The sequence below is a fragment of the Micrococcus sp. HMSC067E09 genome (assembly GCF_001812555.1).
In the GTDB taxonomy this organism is placed as follows: Bacteria; Actinomycetota; Actinomycetes; order Actinomycetales; family Micrococcaceae; genus Micrococcus; species Micrococcus lylae.
In genome coordinates this window covers 23,788-47,499 of the sequence record NZ_KV809449.1, presented here as the reverse complement: position 1 = coordinate 47,499, position 23,712 = coordinate 23,788, and the positions used below count along the sequence as shown (strand labels likewise).

The window sequence follows — 23,712 nt, the reverse complement described above, 5'->3', positions numbered from 1 at the left end:
CTCCACCCTAGGCAGGAGCCGGGCCGAGCACCTCCGCCTGCAGGGGGAGACGTCGCCTGGAAGGACAACGCCCAGCCAGAAGGAGCCCACAGTGCGTCTGCTCGGGAGTCCGCCGTCAGTGCGTGGACCTGCGGACCTGGGAGGATGGTCGCCGTGACCGAGCATCCTCAGCACCCCCTTCCCGACGACGGCCCCCGCCCCTCCGGCTCCCGGCCCGCCCCGTCCTCGCCCCGTCACGCCGCCTCCGGCGGCTCCGCGGCGGCGGGCGGATCGGCGTCGCCCGGGGAGCGGCCGACCGTCGGGGATGGGCCGGCCGCCGGCACGGCGACGGGCACCCTGGTCAGCCTGGGCGTGCTCGTGGACCCGGCGATCCCGGACCTGGGCCTGGAGGTCCTGAAGGCCGACCTGCACGCCACCTACCCGGACCTGGAGTGGCAGGTCTCGGCACTCCCGCACCACCTGGATGACGAGGAAGGCGACTCCCTCGACCTGCTGGAGATCGTCCGCGACCGCATGCTGGACGAGGGCTGGGACCTGGCGGTGGCGGTCCGCAACGAGCCACTGGAGCAGGGCAAGCACACGCTGCGCAGCCAGGTGTCCCCGGCGCACGCGGTGGGCGTGCTGGCACTGGAGCTCGTGGAGGAGCCGGTCGAGGCGGCGGTGGCCCGGGTGGTGGGCAAGATCCTCGGCCTGGACACCGACGAGGACGGCGACGCCCCCACCGAGTCCGAGCGGCGCGCGGCGTCCCGGGCGGCCCGTCAGCTGGCCACGGACGTGGAGGACCGCGGCCGCGAGGTCCCCCTGCTCTACGCCTGGCGCGTGGGCGCGGCGAACCTGAGCCTGCTCTGGCAGACGATCCGCGCGAACCGCCCCTGGATGCTGGCGGCGACGCTCTCGAAGTCCCTGTCCGCCGCGCTCGCCGCGGGCTTGCTGACCCTGATGACCACGGACCTGTGGATGCTGTCCGCGGAGTACAGCGGCATCCAGATGGCGCTGGTCGGCAGCCTCGCAATCCTGTCCGTGACGATCTCGATGATCGTGGGCGCGAAGCTGTGGGAGAAGCCGCGCCGCAAGGGCGAGCGCGAGCAGGTGATGGTCTTCAACATCGCCACGGTCATCACGGTGCTGATCGGCGTCCTCGTCCTGCATGCCGCCTTGACGCTGCTGTCCCTGGTGGGTGCGCTGATGTTCGTGGACGACACGGTCTTCGAGGAGGTCACCGGGGACCCGGCCACGTTCTGGCAGTACTGCAAGCTCGCCTGGTTCATCGGCGGCCTGGCCACGATCGGCTCGGCCCTCGGCGCCGGCCTCGAGGACGACGACGACATCCGCGAGGCCATCTTCACCCGCGGCAGTGCCGGCTGACCCGGGCAGACACGGGCGAGGGGCCGTCGTCGGGAATTCCGCTTCCCGACGACGGCCCCTGCCGTGTGCGCCGACCGGCCGCCCGTCAGACGGAGGCCAGTCCCTCGACCGGCGACATCCGCGTGGCCCGGCGGGACGGCATCACCGAGGCCAGCAGGCCGGCCAGTGCGGCGACGCCGACGATCAGCAGCAGCTCCAGCCACGGCACGGCCGGCGCCACCACGGAGCCGCGGCCGAGGCTGTCCATCAGCTCCCCGAGCAGCAGCTGCGAGCCGGCCCAGCCGTAGAGCACGCCAAGCGCGCAGCCCAGCGCCGCGGCCACGGCCGCGATCAGCACGGCCTCCAGGGCGATCATGGTGCGCAGCCCGCCCTTGGTCAGGCCGAGGGCCCGCAGCAGGGAGTTCTCGCGGGTCCGCTCGATCGCCGAGAGGCTCAGCGTGTTCGCCACGCCGATCAGCGCGATCACCACGGAGACGGCCAGCAGGGCCACCACGATCCACAGCATGGTGTCGATGATCTGGGCGTACAGCGCGCGCATGGGGGCGCCGCCGGTCACCGAGCCCGGGTCCACGTCCGCGGCGCGGGCGACCTCCTGGGTGAGGTCCTGCAGGCCGGTGACCGGGACGTCGTCCGCGGTGGCGACCAGCAGGCGTGGGGCCATCGTGGCCTCGCCGCCGTCCGACGCCTCGCCGGTGACGGCCTTGCCGTCCCAGCCCAGGGACTTCGCCTCGGTGTCGGTCATGTAGACCTCGGACTCCAGGCTGTTGGCGCCCACCGGGTGGAGGGTGGCCTCCTTGCCGGCGACCGTCACGGTGACGTCGTCCTCGACCCAGCTGGGCGCGAGCACGGTGCCCTCGTCTCCGAGGCGGGACATGCCGTCCCCGGGCAGGCCAGAGATCACCTGGCGCAGGCCGTCGGCGTCCACGGCGTAGGCGGGGGAGCCGTTCTCGGTGGTGCCCACCGGGGTGGCCACGGTGACGGCCTGGACGTCGGCGAGGTCCCCGACCCGCTTCGCCACGGCCTCGGCGTCCGCGTCCGCGGCGAGGGTGACGGAGAGGTCCACGGGGTACTCGGTGTCCAGGGCGGCGTCCGTGGACACCTGGGCGGTGCGACCGCCCACCAGGAACAGGGTCACCAGGGTGGTGCCGATCAGCAGGGCCGCGGCCGTGGAGGCCGTCCGGCTGCGGTGGCGGACCGCGTTGACGGCGGCCAGGCGGCCGGGCACGCCGGCCGGGCGGGCCAGCAGGCCTGCGGCGGAGACCGCCGGCGGCACGAACACCGTGGCGAGCATCAGCATGCCGATGAAGGACAGCATGCCGCCGCCGATCGCAGGGACGGGCGACTGGCCGAAGGCGCCCCAGAGCATCAGGGCCGTGCCGCCGAAGAACAGGACCGCGCCGAGGACCGTGCGCACCGCGCCGCCGCGGGAGCGGACGGTGACCTCCGGGACCGGCTGCAGCGCTTGCAGCGGGGAGACCCGGGTGGCCGCGAAGGCCGGGGTCAGGGAGGCCAGCACGGCCACCAGCACGCCCACGCCCGCGGCGATCAGCAGACGGACGGGGTCCGCGCCGAAGGTCAGGGTCGAAAGGTTCAGCGGATCGCGCAGCAGGGGGATCGCCACGGCGGCCAGGCCCACGGCCAGCAGCGTGCCCAGCACGGAGCCGATCAGGCCGACCAGCAGGCCTTCGAGCAGCACGGAGAGGCGGACCTGGCGCGTGGAGGCGCCGAGGGTGCGCAGCAGGGCCAGCTCACGGGTGCGCTGGGCCACCAGCACCTGGAACGTGTTGGCGATGACCAGGGCGGTCACCAGCAGGGCCAGGGCCGCGAAGCCGCCGAGCACCCAGGCGAACACGTCCGTGCCGCCGGAGCTGTCCGCCAGCTGGGCGCGTACGGCCTCGTCCGGGGTGGAGACGGTGGCGTCGACCTTCTGCCCGTCCAGCAGGGACTGCAGGCGCTGCTGGACGGCGCCGGCGTCCGCGCCGTCGTCGAGGCGGAACAGCACGGCGGAGGCGGACGGATCAGGGGAGGTCCCCTCGGCGGCCGTCTGGCGCACCTCCTCCACCAGGGACTGCGGGCCCCAGGTCTGCGGCAGGGCGGACAGGCGCGGGTCGGCCGAGGGCTCGGCCAGGCCCACCACGGTGACCTGCACGGCCTGCGACTCCGGCCCGTCGGACTCCAGGGAGAACTCGGAGCCGAGCGTCAGGCCGAGGCGGTCCGCCGTGGTGGTGTCCACCACCACCTGGCGCGTGTCGGCCTCTGGGGTGCGGCCCTCGGCCAGAGTCATGCCGGCCAGGTCGGCCTGCTCGGGCAGCGGGGACAGGGCGGAGAACTCCCCGCCGTCCGGCGCGGTGGAGCCGGAGCCGTCGGTCTTCGGGGTGTCGGAGACCTGCACGTAGTCGGTCTCGGCGGCGTAGGCCTCGGCCACGCCGTCGACCTTCGCAAGCTCGCCGGGTTTCGCGGCGGTGCCGGTGAGGCGGGAGAGCGCGACGGCCGGAGAGTCCTGCTGGGAGTCGGCGGTGCCGCCGGGGACGGCCACCAGGTCCGCGTTGGCGTAGGTGGCGCCGAGGCTGGCGCGCAGGGTGGCCTGCGCGGAGGAGGAGACCACGAAGGACGCGGCCAGGAACAGGGTGCCGATCAGGATGGCCAGCACCACGGACACGTAGCGCCGCGGGTGGGTCCGCAGCTGGGAGAGTGCGATCTTCAGCATTGGGGGCACCTCGTCACTGCAGCTGGGCCAGGGCGGTGGCCACGGCATCCGGGGTCGGCTCGAGCAGCTCGCCGGCGAGGCGGCCGTCGGCCAGCAGGACCACGCGGTCCGCGGAGGAGGCGGCCACGGGGTCGTGGGTGACCATGATGACGGTCTGTCCCATCTGCCTCACGGACCGCCGGAGCAGGGCGAGGACCTCGGTGCCGGTGGCGGTGTCCAGGTTGCCGGTCGGCTCGTCGCCGAACACCACGTCCGGGCGGGTGAGCAGGGCACGGGCCACGGCTACGCGCTGCTGCTGGCCGCCGGAGAGCTCGGAGGGTCGGTGCTTGAGGCGTTCGGTGAGGCCGAGGGTGTCCACGATCTCCTCCATCCACGCCCGGTCCGGGGAGGTCCCGGCGAGTTCGAGCGGAAGCAGGATGTTCTGTTCCGCGGTGAGGGTGGGGACGAGGTTGAAGGCCTGGAACACGAAGCCCACCCGGTCGCGGCGCAGGCGGGTGAGCTGGCCGTCGTCGAGGCCGGTGATCACGGTGTCCCCGATGGCGATGGTGCCGGAGGTCGGCACGTCCAGGCCGGCGAGGCAGTGCATGAGGGTGGACTTGCCGGACCCGGAGGGGCCCATGATGGCGGTGAACTGGCCGGCGGCGAACTCGACGTCCACACCGCGCAGGGCGTGGACCTCGGTGTCTCCGCGGCCGTAGGTCTTGGTCAGGCCGTGTGCGGAGACGGCGGTGCGGGCAGGTGCGTCGGCGGGTCGGGGGAGAGTGCTTGAGTGGCTCATGGTGTCCACTGTGCCGCCCCGGCCCCGGTGGGTGGATCCCCCGGGAGGAGGCATTCCGGACCGGTTCGGGTCATCCCCTGGGATGACCCCGCACGGAACCGGGGCAGGAGCGCGGAGTCTGGGAGAATCGTGGGCATGAGATCCGATGCCCGCGCGAACCGTCAGGACCTGTTGGAGGCGGCCGAGGCGCTGTTGAACGTGCACGGCCCCACGGTGTCCCTGCGTGAGGTGGCCCAGGAGGCCGGACTGGGCGTGGGCACCCTGTACCGGCACTTCCCCACCCGCCGGCACCTGCTGACGGCGCTGCTGGGGCGGATCATCGAGCAGGTGGACGCGATCGTGGCGGACTACCTGGAGGAGCCGGGGCGTCCCGACGACGGCCCGGTCGCCTCGGACCCCGACCGCGCCACGACGCGGTGGCACCGCTTCGCCACCGAGCTGGTGAAGGTGAACCTGTCGGTGGCGGCCGCCTCCCTGGACTCGCTGAACTGCAAGGACCTTCCCAGCGAGGAGATGATCGACGCCGCCGAGCGGACCCTGACACAGCGAATGGAGGACGCTCTCGTCCGGGCGAGGACGGACCGGCAGGTCTCCGAGGACCTCACCGGGGAGCGGTTCTTCCTCGGCCTGCTCACGGTGTCCCGGCCGCTGGTGTCCCAGGAGCGCTGGCTGCTGCCGGGCCAGGAAGACTGGATGCTCAGGACCTACCTGCGCGGGCTGCGGCCGCCGGCCTGACGCGCATCGAGCCGGGCGGAGATGCGGGCGGTGACCGCCCCGACGCCCACGGCCAGCACGATGGCCACCACCATGCGAGCCGTTGACGGCACCGGGACCACGAAGGTCAGCACCATCAACGCGACCGCCGCCGCGACCAGGCCCGAGAAGCACGCGATGGTGCCGTGGTCTGCCGCATCGGCCGGTGCCGTCGTCGTGGGCCGCTGCGCGGTGCTCCTCATGGGTCCTCCTTCGGGTCTGCCGGCGCGGTGCCGGACTCACGGCGTGGTGCCGGGCTCGTGCAGACCAGTCTGCTCCGCTGCGCCGGCAGCGCGGCACCCTCGTCAGGATGAACTCTGCGCGCCGGGGGTCGTTCTGAAGTAGGAAGCCGGGACGCGGCGAGGAGGCGGCGCCGGCTGCGGCTGACGGACGGGGCGGCCGCCGCGCTCAGGGGCGCACGAGCCCGGCGCGGTAGGCGCTGACCACGGCCTGTACGCGGTCCCGGGCCTGCAGCTTCGCGAGCACACGGCCCACGTGGGTCTTCACGGTGGCCTCGGAGAGCACCAGCTCCGCGGCGATCTCCATGTTGGACGCCCCCTGCGCCATGAGCACGAGAACCTCGCGCTCGCGCGGGGTGAGGGTCTCGATCGCCTGCCGCTCCACGGCCCCGTGCTCGTCCACCGCGTGCTCGGCCTGCAGCCGCGGTGCCATGTGCTCCAGCAGCCGGCGGGTGGTGGACGGAGCGATCACGGCGTCGCCCCGGTGCACGGTCCGGATCGCGGCGAGTAGTTCCTCCGGCGGCGCGTCTTTGAGCAGGAATCCGGAGGCGCCGGCCTGGATGGCGTCCAGGGCGTACTCGTCCAGGTCGAAGGTCGTCAGCACCACCACCCGTGGGGCGTCCGGCTTGGCCAGCAGCGCCTCGGTGGCCGCGATGCCGTCCATCTGCGGCATACGCACGTCCATGAGCACCACATCCGCCCGGGCGACGGCCGGCGAGCCCACGGCCTCCCGGCCGGTGGAGGCTTCGGCCACCACCTCCAGGTCCGGCTGCGAGCCGATGAGCATGGCCAGCCCGGAGCGGATCAGCTGCTGGTCGTCCACGAGAGCCACATGGATCGGTGGGAGGGGTGTTGGGGCGGCCATGGTCCCCTCTTTGCTGCTCATAGTGCCGAGTATCTCAGGGGCGTCGGACGGCGTCGTCGAGGAAGCCCTTGGTGGACGTCGGGGAGGGCGTGGGGGCGTCGGGGTCGTGGGGCTCTTCCGCGGTGACGCCTTCGGGTCCGGTGGGCGCCGGGGTCTGGGTGGACTCCGGCAGTGGGACTGGGCCCTGTTGCGCGTCGGGGACCTGGTGGGTGTCGACTCCGTCGCCGTCGGCGTGGACGATAGCCCGGCGGTCCAGGCGGGAGACGGTCATCAGGTGTCCCTTCGGCATCTCCAAGCACTGGCCGGTCGCGTGCAAGATTGTGCGCGGGCGTTCACCGTCGTCGCGATACGTGAGGGTCAAGGTGAGTTCGAGGTCGGGGTGGTAGCCCTGGTAGAAGGCGGGGCCGGCTCCGCTGCCCCAGTCTTCTTCGGGGCGGGTGATCCAGCCTTGTCTTTCGGCCTGGGTGCGGACGGAGGCGCCTACCTTGCGCGCGACCTCCTCGTCACGGACGTCCACCTCGACGATGCCCTTGATTCTGGTCAGTCGTGGCCGTTGGAGCGGGCCGGCGGTGAGCTGGCACGTCTCTTCGCGCAAGGTGTAGATCGTCTTGGCTCCCATGGAACGGGCCAGGTCGGGCAGGTCCTTCTCCACCGTCTGCAGCTGCCGGGCGGAGAACTTTTCATTCTCCTGCTCGGAGCGGTCCGCCTCAGGCGGGGGCCAGGGGGCCGGAGTCTGCGACGATGCCGGCGCGGACCCGTCGGTGTCGGCTGGAGTAGGCGGTTCTGTTGAGCTGCAGCCCATGGCGAGTCCTCCGATGAGTGTGATGCTGCCGATCCAGGCTAAGGGTTTCTCAGTGGAAAACGCGGTCATAGGGAACCTTTTTGAAGTCACTCTGGTTTTTGATGCCCTGGTCCTCGAGGGCATCGTGGAAGAGGCCGTTGTCCCCGGCGTAGAGGGTGACATCCTCGCCGTAGATGAAAGCAGTCGCATTCTTCACTGCGGTTGATTCTTTGGCGAGAACCGCATTGTGCCCCCAGGTCTCTTGGTATTGGACTCGTCGTCCGTCCTCCATGAGTCCGGCCTCGAGTCGGACGGCACCCATCAATCGGTCAGGGTGCCCGCCGGTGAAGAGTCCACCGCCGTTGGCTCCTCCGCCCAGGTCCTGGGCGATGGCGATCTTGTCTGTACGAGACTGAATCATGGCACGGTGGGCGTGGGGGCTGGCTACATCCGCCGTGGAGGCAACGTCGTGGCCGGTCCCCGCCGGTGCCATGTAGAGGACCTTGTCCGCCGTCAGACCTTCTCGCTCCGCGGTGCCCTGCTTGGACGCGCCAGCCGAGTGCGCAACCCACGTCTGCGTCGCATTGACGGCCTCGCGGTCGATAGCACGGTCGAAGGCCGACTGGCTTGCCGCGTCCCGCTCCGCGAAGTCCGGGGTGGCGTTGTCCGAGATGAGGGAGCCGAAGGTGTCCTCTCCGGTGTGAGGATCCGTTTTCCCGGGGAACTGGCCATCCGCCCAGTAGATTTCCACCGTGTCTGGACGGCCCTGACCCATGGCGTTGACGACCTCGTTGTAGTTGCCGACGGAGCCCATATCGGTGTGGGTTCCCGGGGTGAACGCCACGACGTTTTTGGTCTCTGCGGAGAGTCTGCCGCGGATCGTGGAGATCTGCCCCTCACCCTCCAGCGAGGCGCTCAGCACGCGATATTCATCGCCCGTGGTTCGGCGGTCGTCTGCGTAACGGTCGCGGTCGTTCTGATACGCCCTCCACGCATCGTCGAGGCCATCCTTCTGAGCTTCGAGCCGGAGGCGTTCGGTGTGCCACTCACTTTTGTGCGATTGAAGCTTGTGGACGTTTCCGGGGCCGGGATACAGCTCCGACCACGAGGGCTCATGCTTATATGGTTCGAGCTGGTCTTCGACTTTATGTCGAAGACCAGCCACGGTGATCTCGTTGACGATTGCCCGCTCTTCGATGGAGACCCCGTTGAGATTGCCGAACACGTAGGGGTACGTCAGCAGCAGTCGTTGCCGGTCGGCCGCCAAGAGGGACTCCCAAGCGCCTGCCACCTCGTCAACGCCCTGTCGCAAGTGGTGGGGATCATGGGCTTCGATGGCCTGTTTCATCCGTGCCTCGGGCGAACCGGGAGCGGGGTGCTCGGGGAGGCGGTTGTCCACGAGTTTTTCGGCCAGGTCGGGATTCTCAGTGAGCCACCTGCGGAGCTGCGCTGCATTCATCGCGGCCAATTCCGCGGCGATCCACGCGGGATCCCGCGTTCGCATCGCGACGTCGACAGAATCGGCGAGTCCGGACCAGTTCAGACATTGGCGGAAGCCCCCCCTGCCGGCAGGCAGGTCCGCGTTCTCTCCACCGGAGATGCCCTGCAGAGTGGCGGCGTAGTCCTGCTGGACTGCGGTCCAGTCGGTCTCCAGGACGATGACATCCTCGTTGTAGTCCGTGACCCTGGCCGTCACGGAGGAGATCTGCTCTGGATCGCCGGAGCTCAGTGCCGCGGTGCGTGCCAACTCGAGTGGGCCTGCCTGCAGAAGGAGGAAGGTGCGGCGCACCAGGAGCCCGTCCACGGCGTCGGCAAGTGTCGTGGTGGCGATTGCTGCATCCTTCAGGGCGGCATGCCATTCATCGAGCGGTGCCTCGAGGAGGTCCAGTCCTACCCAGACCTGTTCCTGCGTACCTTCGTGGTGATAGGAACTGTGCAAGCCCTTCCAGGAATCCTGTGCCTCCTCGAACCGTTCCTTCACGTGGCGGCTCTCGGTGTCCATGGCATCGGCACCGTTGCGGAGGGCGGAGGTCTCGACGTCGATCTCGGGCAGTGTGTGCAGCGGCGGGATGCTCATCGTCGCGCCCAGCTGTCGGTGATCGAGGCGGCTTCAGCAGTGCTGACGGTCTGCTCGGCCTTCGTGGACATGTCCTGATCCATCGAGATGAACGAGGCAGCTGCCCGCGAGACCTGGTCGATCTGGTGGTAGATCGTCTCCGCAGCAAAGGACCCCAATCGGTCGCGCGCGGCCCAGAACTCGGCGAAAGCCGCCTGCGCTGCAGCGGCCGTCCCGAAGGCCCCGGCCACGTCCTCACCGCCGTCGACGGCGGCGGCGGCTGCCTCGTCGAGGCTCCGCCCGGCCTCCACCGCACCCGTCAGGGCCTCATGGACGTCCCAAGGGACGATCTCCACCTTGAGCACGGCAAACTCCCCTCTGTCGTCTCAGCGGGACTTCCCGTGGGCCCCTCTGTCGTCGATGCCAGTTTTACACACTTCTCACGGTGTGCGCCGTCCTCGCGGTCATCTTCGTAGAGCGGCCAGACGCCGACGTCACTGCGCCTCGTAGGGCAGGCGCGCGGTGACCCGCCAGCCCACGCCGGTGGAGGGCGGGCCGGCCTCGAGGGTGCCGCCGAAGAGGCGGGCCCGTTCGGCCATGCCGCGCAGGCCGTTGGCCGTGCCGGCGGTGCCGGGTGAGGCGGCGGCGCCGTGGCCGTCGTCGTCCACCACAAGCTCGAGGCCGTCCGCGGTCCAGGTCTGGGTGATCCGGGCCCGGACGCCCGGTCCGCCGTGGCGGAGGGTGTTGGTCAGGGCCTCCTGCGCGATGCGGTAGGCCGCCAGTTCGCCGCCGGCCGGCAGGTTCCTCCGGCGCTCGCCGACCGACTGCATCGTCACCTCGAGCCCGGACAGGCGCATCGTCTCGGCCAGCGTGTCCAGGTCCGCCAGGGTGGGCTGGGGCCGCAGCGGCGCGGCCTGGCTCTGCCCGCTTCCCGGCGACGGCCCCGCCCCCTGCGCGGCCGCACCCGGCGCCGCCGTGGGGTCGGGGCCGGGGGCGGAGGCGTCCGACCCTGCGGGCACGTCCGTGTCGGTGGCGGGGCGGAGCACGCCGAGCAGGGCGCGCATCTCGGCCAGGGCGGAGCGGCCGGTGCCGGAGATGGTCTCCAGGGTCTGCACGGCGATCTCGGGCCGGGCGGCGGCGGCGTAGCGGGCGCCGTCGGCCTGGGAGATCATCACCTGCAGGGAGTGGGAGACGATGTCATGCATCTCCCGGGCGATGCGGTTGCGCTCGTCCGCGGCGGCGAGCTCACGCTCCTGCTGGGCCTGCACCTCCAGCCGGTGGGCCCGGTCCTCCGTGGCGCGCACGGCGATCAGGCGTGTGCGGACCACGTCGCCGTAGGCCCAGGCCGCCAGGACCACGGCCGCGCAGGGGATGGCGATGGCCAGGGCGATCAGCGGCGCCTCGCTGCTGGCCGGGACCCCAGCGATCATCGTCATCCGGGGGAACCAGCCGGTCTTCACGCCGCGGGCCACGGCGCCGGCCAGGGCGATGGCCAGGACGATGAGGGAGCCGCGGCGGCTGAAGGTGGCGGCGGCGTGGTGCACGTACATGGGCACCACGATCAAGGAGAGGCTGAAGTCGGGGCCGATCAGCAGCATCACCAGACACAGGGCGACGGCGCAGCGGACCGCCGCCACCGGGGCGCGGCGGCGGAACGCCCAGGTGCTCACGAGCGCGGCGTCTACGACGGCATCGATCATCACCAGCGGACCGGGGGTGTCCGGCACGCCGAACATGCCGCCGCCGGGGGCGAACATCAGGTAGGGCATGGCCACCTGGAACACCAGCATCGTGCACGCCACGATCACATCCGAGGCGAACGGGTGCTCGCGGTGGAATGCGTCGATGCGGCGCAGCGGGTTCATGGTGTCCAGCGTAGGAGCGACGGCGGGGCCGGCACGTCAGACCACGGTCTGATCCCACCCCCACTGCGCTTTCGTTCGCGAAACCGTCGAGTTCCGAAGCGCTTTCGTTCGGGAGACCGTCGAGTTCTGGAGCGCTTTCGTTCGGGAAACCGTCGGAATACTGGCCCCTCGCCGGCAGAACGGGTCCGCCCGCGGTGACCGGCCCGTCCCCACTGCGTTCAGGGCGCGAGCGACCGCACCACCTCGGCGGCCGGGACCTGCCGTGCCTTCTGTGCGCCGGTGCCGGCCCAGAGGTGCACGGCGTCCAGGTCCATCGCCGCTGCGGCGGCCTTGCGCAGGGCGCCGGTGAGGACGTTGACCTCCGGGTAGGCCGCCGGTGCGTCCGCGAACTCGGCCATGAAGGGCACGGTCAGCCCGCGGGCCCACCGGCCGGTGAACGCCCGGGTCACGGTGGTGTCCGCCCACCCCGGAGCGCTTTCGTTCGGGAAAGAGTCGGGTTCTGGAGCGCTTTCGTTCGGGAGACCGTCGGGTCCCGAGGTGGTTCCGTGCAGGAGACCGTCGCGTTCCGCAGCCCGTGCCAGCCCCGCCCGGTGCGCCGCCGACGTCCCCGCCTCCGGGGTGCGCAGGAACGCCGTGCCGGCCTGCACGGCATCCGCCCCGGCCTCCAGAGCCGCCCGTGCCTGGTCTGCGGCGGCGATCCCTCCGCCCGCGATGAGCGGCACCGACGGGCACGCCGTCCGAACCTTACGGACCACCTCCTCCAGGGGCGCGGTCCCCGGCTCGGCTGCCGGGTCGAGCGTGCCTCGGTGCCCGCCGGCGTCCGGCCCCTGCACCACCAGCAGCCGCGCCCCGTTCCCGACGGCGGCCCGCGCCTCCGCCTCGTCCGTCACCGTGACGCCGGGGGCCACTCCGGCGTCGACGAGCCGCGCGAAGACCTCCGGGCCGGGCAGACCGAAGGTGAAGGTCACCCACGGCCAGGCCTGCTCCTCGGCCAGCGCCAGGAACTGCTCGAACTGCGCCTGCTCCGACTCCGGGTCCGGGGTCGCCTCCTCCGCGGTGGGCACCGCAGCGCCGAGCCTCGCCGCCACCGGACGCAGCCGCTTGGCAAAGGCCGTCACCTCGCGCCGCCGGGCCGCGGCGGCGCGCCCGTCCCGGGCGGGCACACGGGTGTTCACGGCGTCCGGGACGAAGAGGTTCACGCCGAGGCGGAGGTCGGCGCCGTCGTCGGGACGCATGTCAGGGGAGGAAGGGCCCGCCCCAGACCGCCCTGCTGACGACGGCTGCGCCGCCTGTCCGAGCAGCGCCCGCGCCTGTTCCACCTCGGCGCGGACGGCGTCCGGCGTCTTCATGCCGCCGGCGAGCATGCCGGAACCGCCGGCACGGATCACGGCCGCGACCAGCTCGGGCGTGGACGGCCCGCCGGCCATCGGTGCGGCCACCACCGGGACCGGCGCCGCGGCGAGGGCGGCCAGGGCGGGGAGACCGGAGTCCGGTGCAGGGAAAGTCTGAGGCTCGCGCATGCCGCCACGGTAGGCCGCCGTCGACAGCAGGGTCCAGGGACCGAGACGGAGAGCGGGACACCCGCGCCCGTGTTGCAGTTACAAGTGAAAACCCGTTAGGGTGGTGCGCCGACAGCAGGAAGGAGGTCTCGCATGACCGGCATGCTGACGCGAGACAACATCACCATTGACGACGTGGACGTCCAGCTGGCGGTGGAGACTCCTCGACCCCAAGGGGCCACTCTGGTCCTCCGTGGGCCGGACGGCAGCGAGATCGAACTTCCGGACCGCATCCAGAAGATGTTGCTGGGGACGCTCGCCGCCGTGGCCGAGACCGGTGAAGCGTCGGTCGGACGCGTCCCGGAAGAGCTGACCAGCACTGTTGCCGCGGAGATGTTGGGCGTATCTCGCCCGACCCTCATGAAGTGGGTCGGCGAAGGGCGCATCGCCAGCTTCAAGGTGGGGAGCCATACCCGTTTCAAGCGCGGTGACGTCTTCGCTCTGCGAGAGGAACGGGCAAAGGAGCGTCGTGCGGCGTTCACCGCTCTGCGTGAAAGCGACCAGGATTGGAGCTGAGGCGCGAACCTCCTGCAGGGGTGCGGTGCAGGCATCGCACCCCTCAGTGGTGAACACGGACCGCTGGGGATCCACATCATGACGCGCAGAGTACTTGTGGACGCGAATGTGCTGGTCAGCCGCACGACGCTGGACTGGTTGCACTTCTTGCGTGAGTCCAATGAGGGCATGTTCCAACTGCACGTCACGCATGACATCCAGGCGGAGGCGATCCACGCGCTCCGACGCAGCCATCCCCGCAAGGAGGGTGGAGCGATCCGCGATCGTGTGGAGAAGATCAGCGGCATGATGGACGAGGTCCTGGCGGACTTCTCAGGCGTCCTGGACTTCACTGGTACGGATGAGCATGACTACCACGTCCATGCTGCGGCGGTGGCGGGGCGTGCTGATCTGGTGCTCACCTACAACGCGCCGTCCGACATCACGACGACCCCGGACCTGGAGCACTACGACGTCATCTCACCGGACGACTTCTTCATCCTCGTGACCGACTCGAACCCACACTGCCTCCTGCCCCTCGTCAAGATCCAGTTCGACTACTGGTCGAAGAAGCCCGGGCACGCCCAGCTTGACGATGCACTTCGGAAGGCAGGATGCCCAGAATTCGCACAGAGGGTGCGGCAGACCCTCGGCAGACTGGCCTGACGTGGAAGCCGGCGCAGGTCTGCCTATTTCTCGTCGTCATCGTCGCCCGCATCCGCCCCGCAACCTTAGAGGAGGACCACCCATGCTCGCCCTGCTGGCCTGCCTGCCCGTCCTGCTCACGCTGATCCTGCTCACCCGCCCGCTGCCCGGCTGGGTGGCCCCTGCAGCCGGCACGGTCAGCGCGCTCGTCCTCGGCGCCACGGCCCTCGGCACACCCGCCGCCGAGCTCGCCGCCCCGTTCGCCCGCGGTTGGCCGATCCTCGTGGAGGTCCTGGCGATCATGGCCGGCGGCATCACCCTGGCCCGCGTCATGGAGCGCGGAGGCGGGCACGCGGCGCTCGGCCGATGGCTCTCCGGCGGCACCGGGCCCGGCCTGGCCACCGCGCTGATGATGGTCCACGGGGTGGTGCCGTTCCTGGAGTCCGTGACCGGCTTCGGTGTGGGCGTGATCGTGTGCCTCCCGCTGCTGATCACCCTCGGCTTCACGCCGTTCCGTGCCGCGTGCCTGGCCCTGGTCGGCCTGTCCGTGAACCCGTGGGGCTCCATGGCGCCGGGGGCCCTGCTCGGTGCGCAGCTCACGGGCCTGGACTTCCGTCAGTTCGGCATGGCCACGGCGGTCTTCAACGTCATCCCCGCGGTGGCCGCAGGCGTGGTGACGGCGCTGATCGTGCGCGGCTCCCGCGCGGACCGTCACGACGACGGCCCCCTCCTTCCTCTGTCCGCCCTCCTGACGCGGTGGCTCCCCGTGACGGTGGCTTCCGCCCTGGTCTACGCGGGCCTGCTCCTCGGGGCGAACGCCCTGCTGGGCACCCCGCCCGCCGGCGCCACGGCCGGCCTGGTCATGGCGCTGGCCTGGCGGGCCCTGCTCGGGCGGCGGTCTGCCCGCGCCGCGCGGAACGGCGCCTCCACCGCCGCGGGGCACCCGGGCGAGGGCGGCGACGGTGGGGGAGCGGCCGTCGTCGGGACGCCGGGGCTGCCGCTGCGCGAGCTGACTCCCTACCTGGTGCTGATGGCCGGCACGATCGCCGGCACCGCGGCGAAGGCCGCCCTCCCGCTGGGGGCGCTGGGGCCGTTCCTGCGCTCGCCGGCCACGTGGGCGCTGCTGGGCGCGGCGATCGGGGTTGCGGTGCTGCGCCTGGACGCGGACCGGCGACGGCTGGTGGGGCGGGAGACCGTGCGGCTGTGGGTGGCCACCGCCATCCCCACGGCCCTGTACATCGCCTTCGGCTATGCCCTGACCGGCGGTGGGCTCGCGGAGGAGATGGCCCGCGGACTCGGCGCCCTGGGCGGGGTGTTCCTGTGGCTGTCCCCGTTCGTGGCGGGCCTGAGCGGGTACGTGACCGCGTCCGCCACGGGGGCGAACGCGATGTTCGCGCCGCTGCAGGCGAGCACTGCGCAGGCGCTCGGCGTCTCGCCGCTGTGGCTGACGGCCATGCACTGCTCGGCGGCGAGCTGGGCGGTCATCACGTGCCCGGCGCGCATCGAGCTGGCCTCACGCCTGGCGGGCGCCGAGCACCGCGAGGGCACTCCGGGTCTGCTGCCGACGCGCCGGAACCTGGTGGCCGTGGCCGGGCCGACCGTGCTGATCACCCTGGCCGTCATGGCCGCCGCCACCGCGCTGCTGCTGCCGCTGGCCGCGGGGTGAACGGCTCGCGCCACAGAAGGGCGACGGCCCGTGGAGCCGGGCCGCTCCGGCCCACGCCGACTCCCCACTTTCGTCGGTGCCGCGCCCGCCCGCAGCCCACCTAGGCTGGAGCCCATGATCACGGTGATGGTGGTGGACGACCAGGAGCTCATGCGCACGGCCCTGGAGCACTTCGTCTCGCTCGCGGAGGACATGCGGACGGTGCCCGGCGCCGCGGACGGCAAGGCGGGCCTCGAAGCGGCCCGCACCCACCGCCCGGACGTGATCCTCATGGACATGCAGATGCCGGTGATGGACGGCGTGGCCGCCACCGAGGCCGTCACCGCCGAGCTGCCGGACACCAAGGTCCTGGCCATCACCACCTTCTCCTCCGAGCAGTACCTGGTCCCCGCCCTGCGCGCCGGCGCCGCCGGCTACCTGGTGAAGGACGCCCCACCCACCGAGGTGGTGGACGCCGTCCGCAAGGCCCATGCCGGGGACGCCGTGTTCTCCGCCGGGGTGGCACGGGACCTCATCGACGCCGTCACCTCCGCCGGCCCGGAGGCCTCCGCCTCAGCAGACCCGGCCGAGCCGCTGCAGGACTTCGAGCGCCTCACCGCCCGCGAGCTGGACGTGGTCCGCGAGCTCGCCCACGGCTCCTCCAACGCGGAGATCGCCTCCGCCCTGTTCCTCGCCGAGGCCACCGTGAAGTCCCACCTGGGCCATGTGATGGAGAAGTGGGGTGTCCGGGACCGTGTGCAGGTCCTCATCCGCGCCGCCCGCGCCGGCCTGGTCGAGATCGGATGACCGCCCCGCCCGCCCACAGCGGCACGTCCCGGATCCTTCGCATGAGTGCGGATCCGGCCCCGGCGTCCCGGCTGCCCCACTGGCTGCAGGCCGAGCCGGTCCGCCGCTGGATCCGCATCACCGTCATCACGGTGTGCCTGCTGCTGATGGGCGTCGACCTGCTGACCACCGTCCTGGAAGAGGTCTGGGGCATCGGCATGGACAGCACTGACCTGGCGAAGGAACTCGAGGTCGACCCGGCCGATCTGGAGCCGGTGATCAGCCCCTACGCGGACATGGTCGTCAACTGGGCGCCGGCGCTGCTGACCATCCTGGTGATGCTCCAGCCGAGCGTCGGCGCCCTGACGACGCTGCTCTACATGGCGCTGTTCGTCGCACTGTCCACCCGGCTGGACAACAACCTCGTGGACGTCTTCGCCCCCATCGCCGGCGCCGTGTTCGTGGCCCCCGTGGTGGCCCGCTATTCTCGACGGCGCTTCGCCGTGGGCATCGGCATCGCCTACCTGGCCCTGCTGGCGGTCGGCCTCGCGGTGTCCCCGTGGGACCCGGAGGGCGTGGACATGGTGATCCTCACCGGCCTCGCCGCCTGCACCACCGTCCCGGCGCTGATCATCCGCCGGGCTCGCCTGCGCGCCCGCGCACAGCAGGCCGCCCTCGAGACCGCGGCCCAGCGGGAGCGCGAGGCCGCCGAGGCGGAGCGCCAGCGCATCGCCGCGGAGCTGCATGACGTGGTGGCCCACGGCCTCACCATCATCTCCATGCAGGCCGCCATGCTGCAGACCACCGAGGACCCGGACCGCCGCCGCGGCTCGGAGCAGGCGATCGAGAGCGCCGCCCGCCAGTCCCTGGTGGACCTGCGCCGCATGCTCACCGCGCTGCGCGGCACGGACCGCAATGCGGCCACCGTGGGCGCGGACGGCGTCCAGGACCTCTGCGCGCGGATCGAGGAGTTCGCAGGCCGGCTCGAGGACGCCGGCTTCCGGGTGGAGCGGGACCTGCGTGACCTGGAGGACCTGCCGCCGTCCCTGGAGTTCACGGTGCTGCGCCTGCTCCAGGAGGCCACCACCAACATCCTCAAGCACGCCACCGCCGGCGGCCTGGTGGTGCTGCACTCCGCCCTGCACGACGGGCACCTGGACCTGGAGGTCTCCAGCCCGCTGGACCAGTGCGCCGAGTCCGGCGAGAGGACTGAGGGGGAGCCGGAGCGTCGCCGTCGCCGCTGCGTTCCCTCTGGCTTCGGCCTGGCCGGCATGCACGAGCGCGTCGCCGTCTTCGGCGGCCGTCTGACCGCCGGCCCGGACCTGGACTCCGAGCTCGGCCTCCGCTGGGTGGTCAGCGCGGAGCTGCCCACCCGCTGAGGCGAGTTTTTCCGGAAGGCGGGCGGCCGTCGTCGGGAAGCACCACCGGTTTCCCGACGACGGCCCCCACCGGAAGGCTCCCGACGCACCGGGGCGTCGGGAGCCTTCACAGGTCTGCGGTGCGGCTCAGCCGTGGAGCGGGACGGTCACCTCGCCGCCGGGCTGCAGGGTGAGCTCCTCGCCGGCCACGATCATGTCCACCGGGCGGATCATGCCCTGCTGCGCGGTGACCGTGACCTGCTGCTGGGTCATGTGGATCTTGATCGGCTGCTCGCGGTAGCGGATGGTGAACGTGGCGCCCGGCAGCTGACGCGGCAGCACCGGGTTGACCTTGACCACCTCGTCGCGGGTTTCCAGGCCCGCGTAGCAGCGGATCACGGTGTCCACCGTGCCGGCCATCAGCCCCAGGTGGATGCCCTCACGGGTGGTGCCGCCCTGGGTGTCCGAGAGGTCGGACTCCAGCGCCTCGGTGAACAGGTCCCAGGAGGTGTCCGGGTCCGTGCGGGCCGTGACCCAGGCGTGCACCAGGCGGGACAGCGTGGAGCCGTGGGTGGAGCGGGCCGCGTAGTACTCCACCGTTCGGGCGAAGGCCTCCCGCGGCAGCTCGTAGCCCATGGTCTGGAGGATGTCGTCCAGCTCCTCGGGGCTGAACAGGTAGGTCAGCATGAGGGCGTCGGCCTGCTTGGAGAGCTTGTACCGGTTGGTGGCGTCCCCCTCGGCCTGCAGGATCAGGTCCATGCGGCCGATGTTGCCGTACTTGGCGCGGTAGCCGTCCCAGTCGAACTCGAGCAGGTCCTGGTAGCCCTCGAACTGGGCCGGGATGCCGGCCTCCTCGCCCTCCGTGAAGAACGGGACGGTCAGGCGGGAGGCGATGTGCTCCCAGTGCTCGATCTCCTCCTCGGTGATCTCCATCATCTCGGTGAGCGGCTCGTCCAGGGTGTCCAGCCAGCGCACGAGCTCCGCGGTGCGGGTCAGGAGCCAGGAGGTCAGCACGTTGGTGTAGGCGTTGTTGCGCAGGCCGGACCCGGGGGTCTCCGGATAGCCGTCGTGGAACTCGTCCGGGCCCATCACGCCGTGGATCTCATAGCGGCCGGTCTCCTCGTTCTTCAGCGTCATGGACGTGAAGAAGCGGGAGATCTCCACCAGCATCTCCGCGGCGTAGTCCTGGATGAAGGACTGGTCCTGGGTGACCTCGATGTACCTCAGCACCGAGTAGGCCACGTCCAGGGAGACGTGCCGCTGGTTGTGGGAGTTGTCCGGCATCCACATCTGGGACCGGGGGTTCCACAGCTCGGTGGGGGTCTCCTCGCGGCCGTCCGAGCCGCCCTGCCACGGGTACATGGCACCGGCCCAGCCCTCGGCGCGGGCGTTGGCGCGAGCCTCGTTCAGGCGGCGGTAGCGGTACATCAGCAGGCCGCGGGTGATCTCCGGGCGGCGCAGCGTCAGCATGGGGAAGATGTAGATCTCGTCCCAGAAGATGTGGCCCCGGTAGCCCTCGCCGTGCAGGCCACGGGCGCCCACGGTGGCGTCCAGGTCACGGCGCTTGCCGTAGGCGCACTGCAGCACGTGGAAGGTGTGCAGGTTCAGGGCCAGCTGCTGGCGCAGGGAGGCGCCGTCCTTGCCCATCTGCGCGGCGGAGCCGACCGAACGGGAGACGCCGGCGGAGAACTCCGGGTTCACGAACTCCTCGCCCGGGGCCAGCTGCGCGGTGGAACGGCGCTGATGGGAGTACTGCTCCGCCAGGTCGATGCGCACGGCGAAGCGGTCCCAGTTCTGGCCCCAGCGCTGCTCGTGCACCGTCAGCAGGTTCCGGAAGCCCGGGGAGCGCTGCAGGGTCTTGATCGCGGACTCGGAGGCGGAGGACTGCGCGTGGTCATGGGTGTTGGCCACGGAGGCGACCTTCTCCAACACCAGCGGGACGCCCTGCTCCACGTGCAGCTCGATGTCCTGGCCGGCCACCATGTCCGAGCAGTCGTCCAGTGCGCGGCGGATCGGCTGGGTGTGGCCCACCGGGGCCACCTGACGGGTGCGGGTGGCCATGGCGATGCGGATGTCCGACTGGCTGGTGCGGGTCTCCAGCAGGACGGTCTCCCCGTCCACCTCGCGGGCCTGGACAGGGCGCAGGTGGCGGTTGGCCAGGGTGCGGTCGTCCGAGACGTTCAGGTTGGCCACGCGGCCGTCGATCATCGAGCGGACACACACCTCGCCGGACCAGTTCTCCGCGGTCACGGTGAACTCGAGGGCGGCGATGTGGCGGTTGGCCAGGGACTGGAACTGGCGGGTGTGCACGGTGGTGCGGCGGCCCTGCTCGTCCTCGAACACCATGGTCCGGGACAGGACGCCGCGGCGCAGGTCCATCTCCTGGAGGAAGTCCACCATGTTCTCGTCCCCGGGCAGCAGCGGCTTCCCGCCCTCCGGGGTGACCACCAGCGGGGTCCAGTCCTGGATGTTCACCATGTGCTCGGTGTCCACCGACTTGCCCTGCACCTGGGAGGTCAGGCGGTTGAACACGCCGGCCATGTAGGAGCCCGGGTAGTGCACGGAGGAGATGCGGGTCCCCGGGACGGAGCCGCGGGTGCCCCAGTAGCCGTTGGCCAGGGTGCAGAGCACCTCGCGGGTGCCCTCCGACGCCGCGTCGAAGTGGTCCCAGCGCAGCACCCAGGCGGCGTCGAACGGGGCCGCGGTGCGCTTCTCCAGCTCGAGGGCGCCGAAGTCCTCCACCACGATGTGCGCGCCGGCGTCCTTCAGGCGGGCCTTGCCGAGCTCGGGCTCGCGGTCCACACCGACCACCAGGCCGAAGCGGCCGTCCGCGGCGGCCTTCACACCGGAGACCGCGTCCTCGAGCACCATGGCGTCCGCCGGGTCCACGCCGAGGATGCGGGCGGCCTCCCAGAACATCGCCGGGTGGGGCTTGCCGGGTAGGTTCCTCTCCACGGCGGTGTGGCCGTCCACGATCACGGGGAAGTGGTCCAGCACCGCGCCGGCGGTGAGCACGGCGCGGGAGTTCTTCGAGGAGGTCACCAGCGCCACCGGCACACCCTTGCGGTGCAGGTTCTCCAGCAGCTCCACGGCCTCCGGGAACACGCGGGCGCCGTCCCGGGCCAGCACGGCCTCGAAGAAGCCCTGCTTGCGTTCGGCCAGGGCCTGCACGGTCAGGTCCGGGCGGGCGTCCGGGGCGTCGGCCTCCGGCACGGTCAGGCCGCGGGAGGCGAAGAAGGAGCGGACGCCGTCCTCGCGGGGGCGGCCGTCCACGTGGTGCAGGTAGTCGCCGTTGAGGTCGAACTCGCGCAGCGCGCTCGGGTCTGCGGCCACGGCGTCCGCGTTCTCCGGCAGGGCGCCCACGGACGGCAGGGCCTGGTCGAACAGCTCCTTCCACGCCTTCGCGTGGACCGAGGCGGTGTCCGTGATGACGCCGTCCATGTCGAAGATCACCGCGCGGTAGCGGCGCAGTCGATGGCGGCGGGCGTTGCGGTCCTGGATCGGGGCCGGGGTGAGCTTCTGGGTCTGCATGGGCGTCAGGCGTGCCTTCACGTCGGAGGGGAGGGGCCGTCGTCGGGCCCTGCGGTCTGCATCCGCACCAGCGTAGAACGGGGCGACGGGGCGGTGTCACCCCTTTCCCGGCGCGCTGCGGTGAGACGTGTCACCCGAAGGGGGTGGTCGTCCCGTACTGTGGTGGCGATCACCGTTGTCCCCGCATTCCCCACACCAAGAGGAGTCCCCGCCATGAACTCCCTCGTCCTGGCCCTGGTCGGCATCGCGATGATCGTCGCCGGCTACCTGCTCTACTCACGCTTCCTGGCCAAGAAGGTCTACCGGCTCGACCCGGACTACACCATGCCGTCCCACCGCTATGAGGACGGCGTGGACTTCGTCCCCACCAACAAGCTGGTCCTCTGGGGGCACCACTTCACCTCCGTGGCCGGCGCGGCGCCCATCGTCGGACCGGCGGTGGCGGTGATCTGGGGATGGGGTCCGGCCTTCCTCTGGGTCACCCTCGGCACGGTCTTCTTCGCCGGCATGCACGACCTCGGCGCGCTCTGGGCCTCCGGCCGCAACAAGGCGCAGTCGATCGGCACGCTCTCCGGCAAGTACATCGGCAAGCACGGCCGCAACCTGTTCCTGGTCGTGATCTTCCTGCTGCTGCTCATGGTGAACGCCGCGTTCGCCGTGGTGATCTCCGGACTGCTCGTCTCCACCCCGACCGCCGTGATCCCCACCTGGGGCGCGATCGTGGTGGCGCTGCTGATCGGCCAGGCGATCTACCGCTTCAAGTGGAACCTGCCGCTGGTCTCCGTGGTCGGCGTGGTCGCCCTCTACGGCCTCATGCTGCTCGGAGACCGGTTCCCGATCGTGCTGCCCGAGACGATCCTCGGCTTGTCCGCGGGTGCGTTCTGGATCGTCGTCCTCTTCATCTACGCCGGCATCGCCTCGCTCCTGCCGGTGTGGATGCTCCTGCAGCCGCGCGACTACATCAACGGCCTGCAGCTGTTCATCGGTCTGGGCATCCTCTATGCGGCGATCATCGTCTCCTCGCCCACCGTGGTCGCCCCGTTCTACAACGAGAACGTCCCGGAAGGCACCCCCGGCATCCTGCCGCTGCTGTTCGTCACCATCGCGTGCGGCGCGATCTCCGGCTTCCACGGCATCGTCTCCTCCGGCACCTCCTCGAAGCAGATCGACAAGGAGACCGACGCCCGGTTCGTCGGCTACTTCGGCGCCGTGGGCGAAGGACTCCTCTCGCTGGGCACGATCATCGCCGTCACCGCCGGCTTCCGCACCCTCGCCGACTGGGAGGAGGTCTACTCGGCCTTCGGCGAGGGCGGCGTCGGGGCGTTCGTGACCGCCGGCGGCCAGATCCTCAACACGGGCCTGGGCATCCCCACCGGCCTGTCCTCCACGATCCTCGCCACCATGGCCGTCCTCTTCGCCGCGACCACCATGGACACCGGTGTCCGCCTGCAGCGCTTCGTGGTGGCGGAGATCGGCCAGATCGCCGGGGTGAAGCTCGGCACGCTGGCCTCCACCCTGATCGTCATGGCCGTGACCATGGGCCTGGCCTTCGGCGCCGGTGCGGACGGCTCCGGCGGCATGGTGATCTGGCCGCTGTTCGGCACCACCAACCAGCTGATGGCGGCGCTGACCCTGTCCATCGTGTCCGTGATCCTGCTGCGGCTGCGCCGGCCGGTGTGGCCGGTGCTGATCCCGCTGGTGTTCGTGGCGTTCGTGTCCGTGTACGCCCTCTTCGTGCAGATGGTGCAGTTCTGGAACGAGCAGAACTGGCTGCTGCTGGTCCTGGACGTGGTCATCCTCGTCAGCGCCCTCTGGGTGCTGGTGACCGCGTTCGGCGCCATGAACGCCGCCCGCAAGGGCCCGGCGGTCACCCCGGAGGAGGACGAGGCCGTGGACGCCGAGGACGCCTTCGAACCCGCCGGCGCCCGCCGGGACTGACCTGGCAGGCGGAGCACAGGCATGGGGTTCGGGGCACGCCTGAGGGCCCTCGCGGCCGGGCTGGAGGAGTTCTACGCCGGTCCGTACCGGCAGACCTTCGCCCGCGCGAGGAGGGACGAGGAGGACCTGTTCATGATGATGGTCTTCTCGGACGCCCTCGGCGTGCCCAACCCCGCCGCCTACTACACGGTCGAGCTGCTGCCCGTGGTCTACGAGCGCTTCCATGAGTGGCACCGGCGGATGGGCATGGAGCGCTCTCCGCTGGACACCGTGAGCTGCTGCTGACCGGTCCGGGGGCCAGCGGCCGAACCGAGCATCCGCCGAACCGAGCGTCCGCCGAACCGAG

At 71.2% G+C, this 23,712-nt stretch carries 19 protein-coding genes; 9 read left to right on the top strand and 10 right to left on the bottom strand.

Features of this window, described 5'->3' with window-relative positions; genetic code table 11:
• Positions 1-153 precede the first annotated feature (153 nt).
• Complete coding sequence (locus tag HMPREF2863_RS12435; protein WP_305791289.1) at positions 154-1,365, top strand: hypothetical protein; 1,212 nt, start codon at positions 154-156, stop codon at positions 1,363-1,365.
• 85 nt (positions 1,366-1,450) lie between these two features.
• On the opposite strand, the gene HMPREF2863_RS08445 is transcribed toward HMPREF2863_RS12435, so the two are convergent.
• Entirely contained in the window at positions 1,451-4,072 is a 2,622-nt protein-coding gene (locus HMPREF2863_RS08445; RefSeq protein WP_070639438.1) for an ABC transporter permease, read from the bottom strand.
• A gap of 13 nt (positions 4,073-4,085) precedes the next feature.
• Entirely contained in the window at positions 4,086-4,850 is a 765-nt protein-coding gene (locus tag HMPREF2863_RS08440; RefSeq protein WP_070639435.1) for an ABC transporter ATP-binding protein, read from the bottom strand.
• 135 nt (positions 4,851-4,985) lie between these two features.
• On the opposite strand from HMPREF2863_RS08440, the gene HMPREF2863_RS08435 reads away from it, so the two are divergent.
• Positions 4,986-5,585: a TetR/AcrR family transcriptional regulator gene (locus HMPREF2863_RS08435; RefSeq protein WP_070639433.1), complete on the top strand. Its 600-nt coding sequence runs from the start codon at positions 4,986-4,988 to the stop codon at positions 5,583-5,585.
• On the opposite strand, the gene HMPREF2863_RS08430 is transcribed toward HMPREF2863_RS08435, so the two are convergent.
• The 7 genes from HMPREF2863_RS08430 to HMPREF2863_RS08400 form a co-directional block, all read right to left on the bottom strand.
• Positions 5,555-5,806: a hypothetical protein gene (locus tag HMPREF2863_RS08430; protein ID WP_070639431.1), complete on the bottom strand. Its 252-nt coding sequence runs from the start codon at positions 5,804-5,806 to the stop codon at positions 5,555-5,557. The two genes, HMPREF2863_RS08435 and HMPREF2863_RS08430, sit on opposite strands and share 31 nt — an antisense overlap.
• Before the next feature lie 205 nt (positions 5,807-6,011).
• Complete coding sequence (locus HMPREF2863_RS08425; RefSeq protein WP_070639428.1) at positions 6,012-6,728, bottom strand: response regulator; 717 nt, start codon at positions 6,726-6,728, stop codon at positions 6,012-6,014.
• Between the two features lie 13 nt (positions 6,729-6,741).
• A complete protein-coding gene (locus HMPREF2863_RS08420; protein ID WP_067190421.1) occupies positions 6,742-7,509 on the bottom strand; it encodes a hypothetical protein in 768 nt (255 codons plus the stop codon).
• A 49-nt stretch (positions 7,510-7,558) separates the two neighbouring features.
• Positions 7,559-9,565 carry a hypothetical protein gene (locus HMPREF2863_RS08415; RefSeq protein WP_070639426.1) on the bottom strand — a complete coding sequence of 669 codons (2,007 nt, stop codon included), beginning with the start codon at positions 9,563-9,565 and terminating at the stop codon, positions 7,559-7,561.
• Positions 9,562-9,909, bottom strand: a complete 348-nt coding sequence (locus tag HMPREF2863_RS08410) for a hypothetical protein (RefSeq protein WP_067190417.1) — start codon at positions 9,907-9,909, stop codon at positions 9,562-9,564. The genes HMPREF2863_RS08415 and HMPREF2863_RS08410 overlap by 4 nt, the downstream gene beginning before the upstream one ends.
• A 129-nt stretch (positions 9,910-10,038) precedes the next feature.
• Entirely contained in the window at positions 10,039-11,409 is a 1,371-nt protein-coding gene (locus HMPREF2863_RS08405; RefSeq protein ID WP_070639424.1) for a sensor histidine kinase, read from the bottom strand.
• A gap of 218 nt (positions 11,410-11,627) precedes the next feature.
• On the bottom strand, positions 11,628-12,929 hold the full coding sequence (locus HMPREF2863_RS08400) for an NAD(P)H-dependent flavin oxidoreductase (RefSeq protein ID WP_083315329.1): 1,302 nt from the start codon (positions 12,927-12,929) through the stop codon (positions 11,628-11,630).
• 132 nt (positions 12,930-13,061) lie between these two features.
• Between HMPREF2863_RS08400 and HMPREF2863_RS08395 the strand changes: the two genes are divergently transcribed.
• The 5 genes from HMPREF2863_RS08395 (at position 13,062) to HMPREF2863_RS08375 (ending at position 17,918) form a co-directional block, all read left to right on the top strand.
• On the top strand, positions 13,062-13,484 hold the full coding sequence (locus tag HMPREF2863_RS08395) for a helix-turn-helix domain-containing protein (RefSeq protein WP_067190413.1): 423 nt from the start codon (positions 13,062-13,064) through the stop codon (positions 13,482-13,484).
• A 96-nt stretch (positions 13,485-13,580) separates the two neighbouring features.
• On the top strand, positions 13,581-14,129 hold the full coding sequence (locus HMPREF2863_RS08390) for a PIN domain-containing protein (protein WP_245232131.1): 549 nt from the start codon (positions 13,581-13,583) through the stop codon (positions 14,127-14,129).
• 82 nt (positions 14,130-14,211) lie between these two features.
• Positions 14,212-15,774 carry an L-lactate permease gene (locus tag HMPREF2863_RS08385; protein WP_070639422.1) on the top strand — a complete coding sequence of 521 codons (1,563 nt, stop codon included), beginning with the start codon at positions 14,212-14,214 and terminating at the stop codon, positions 15,772-15,774.
• A gap of 114 nt (positions 15,775-15,888) precedes the next feature.
• Positions 15,889-16,560 carry a response regulator gene (locus HMPREF2863_RS08380; protein WP_070639420.1) on the top strand — a complete coding sequence of 224 codons (672 nt, stop codon included), beginning with the start codon at positions 15,889-15,891 and terminating at the stop codon, positions 16,558-16,560.
• 41 nt (positions 16,561-16,601) lie between these two features.
• Entirely contained in the window at positions 16,602-17,918 is a 1,317-nt protein-coding gene (locus HMPREF2863_RS08375; protein ID WP_070639418.1) for a sensor histidine kinase, read from the top strand.
• Positions 17,919-18,044: 126 nt separating this feature from the next.
• On the opposite strand, the gene HMPREF2863_RS08370 is transcribed toward HMPREF2863_RS08375, so the two are convergent.
• Positions 18,045-21,428 carry a beta-phosphoglucomutase family hydrolase gene (locus HMPREF2863_RS08370; protein ID WP_070639416.1) on the bottom strand — a complete coding sequence of 1,128 codons (3,384 nt, stop codon included), beginning with the start codon at positions 21,426-21,428 and terminating at the stop codon, positions 18,045-18,047.
• A 213-nt stretch (positions 21,429-21,641) separates the two neighbouring features.
• Between HMPREF2863_RS08370 and HMPREF2863_RS08365 the strand changes: the two genes are divergently transcribed.
• Together HMPREF2863_RS08365 and HMPREF2863_RS08360 are read left to right on the top strand one after the other, a co-directional pair.
• Positions 21,642-23,366 (top strand): carbon starvation CstA family protein, encoded by a 1,725-nt coding sequence (locus HMPREF2863_RS08365; protein WP_070639414.1) that lies wholly within the window; start codon positions 21,642-21,644, stop codon positions 23,364-23,366.
• A 21-nt stretch (positions 23,367-23,387) separates the two neighbouring features.
• On the top strand, positions 23,388-23,651 hold the full coding sequence (locus HMPREF2863_RS08360; protein WP_070639412.1) for a cory-CC-star protein: 264 nt from the start codon (positions 23,388-23,390) through the stop codon (positions 23,649-23,651).
• Positions 23,652-23,712: the final 61 nt, after the last annotated feature.

Excerpts from the sequence above, each read along its gene's own strand:
- HMPREF2863_RS08445 (WP_070639438.1), bottom strand. The coding sequence starts at position 4,072 with ATGCTGAAGATCGCACTCTCCCAGCTGCGGACCCACCCGCGGCGCTAC.
- HMPREF2863_RS08440 (WP_070639435.1), bottom strand. The coding sequence starts at position 4,850 with ATGAGCCACTCAAGCACTCTCCCCCGACCCGCCGACGCACCTGCCCGC.
- HMPREF2863_RS08435 (WP_070639433.1), top strand. The coding sequence starts at position 4,986 with ATGAGATCCGATGCCCGCGCGAACCGTCAGGACCTGTTGGAGGCGGCC.
- HMPREF2863_RS08430 (WP_070639431.1), bottom strand. The coding sequence starts at position 5,806 with ATGAGGAGCACCGCGCAGCGGCCCACGACGACGGCACCGGCCGATGCG.
- HMPREF2863_RS08425 (WP_070639428.1), bottom strand. The coding sequence starts at position 6,728 with ATGAGCAGCAAAGAGGGGACCATGGCCGCCCCAACACCCCTCCCACCG.
- HMPREF2863_RS08420 (WP_067190421.1), bottom strand. The coding sequence starts at position 7,509 with ATGGGCTGCAGCTCAACAGAACCGCCTACTCCAGCCGACACCGACGGG.
- HMPREF2863_RS08415 (WP_070639426.1), bottom strand. The coding sequence starts at position 9,565 with ATGAGCATCCCGCCGCTGCACACACTGCCCGAGATCGACGTCGAGACC.
- HMPREF2863_RS08405 (WP_070639424.1), bottom strand. The coding sequence starts at position 11,409 with ATGAACCCGCTGCGCCGCATCGACGCATTCCACCGCGAGCACCCGTTC.
- HMPREF2863_RS08400 (WP_083315329.1), bottom strand. The coding sequence starts at position 12,929 with ATGCGCGAGCCTCAGACTTTCCCTGCACCGGACTCCGGTCTCCCCGCC.
- HMPREF2863_RS08395 (WP_067190413.1), top strand. The coding sequence starts at position 13,062 with ATGACCGGCATGCTGACGCGAGACAACATCACCATTGACGACGTGGAC.
- HMPREF2863_RS08385 (WP_070639422.1), top strand. The coding sequence starts at position 14,212 with ATGCTCGCCCTGCTGGCCTGCCTGCCCGTCCTGCTCACGCTGATCCTG.
- HMPREF2863_RS08380 (WP_070639420.1), top strand. The coding sequence starts at position 15,889 with ATGATCACGGTGATGGTGGTGGACGACCAGGAGCTCATGCGCACGGCC.
- HMPREF2863_RS08375 (WP_070639418.1), top strand. The coding sequence starts at position 16,602 with ATGAGTGCGGATCCGGCCCCGGCGTCCCGGCTGCCCCACTGGCTGCAG.
- HMPREF2863_RS08370 (WP_070639416.1), bottom strand. The coding sequence starts at position 21,428 with ATGCAGACCCAGAAGCTCACCCCGGCCCCGATCCAGGACCGCAACGCC.
- HMPREF2863_RS08365 (WP_070639414.1), top strand. The coding sequence starts at position 21,642 with ATGAACTCCCTCGTCCTGGCCCTGGTCGGCATCGCGATGATCGTCGCC.
- HMPREF2863_RS08360 (WP_070639412.1), top strand. The coding sequence starts at position 23,388 with ATGGGGTTCGGGGCACGCCTGAGGGCCCTCGCGGCCGGGCTGGAGGAG.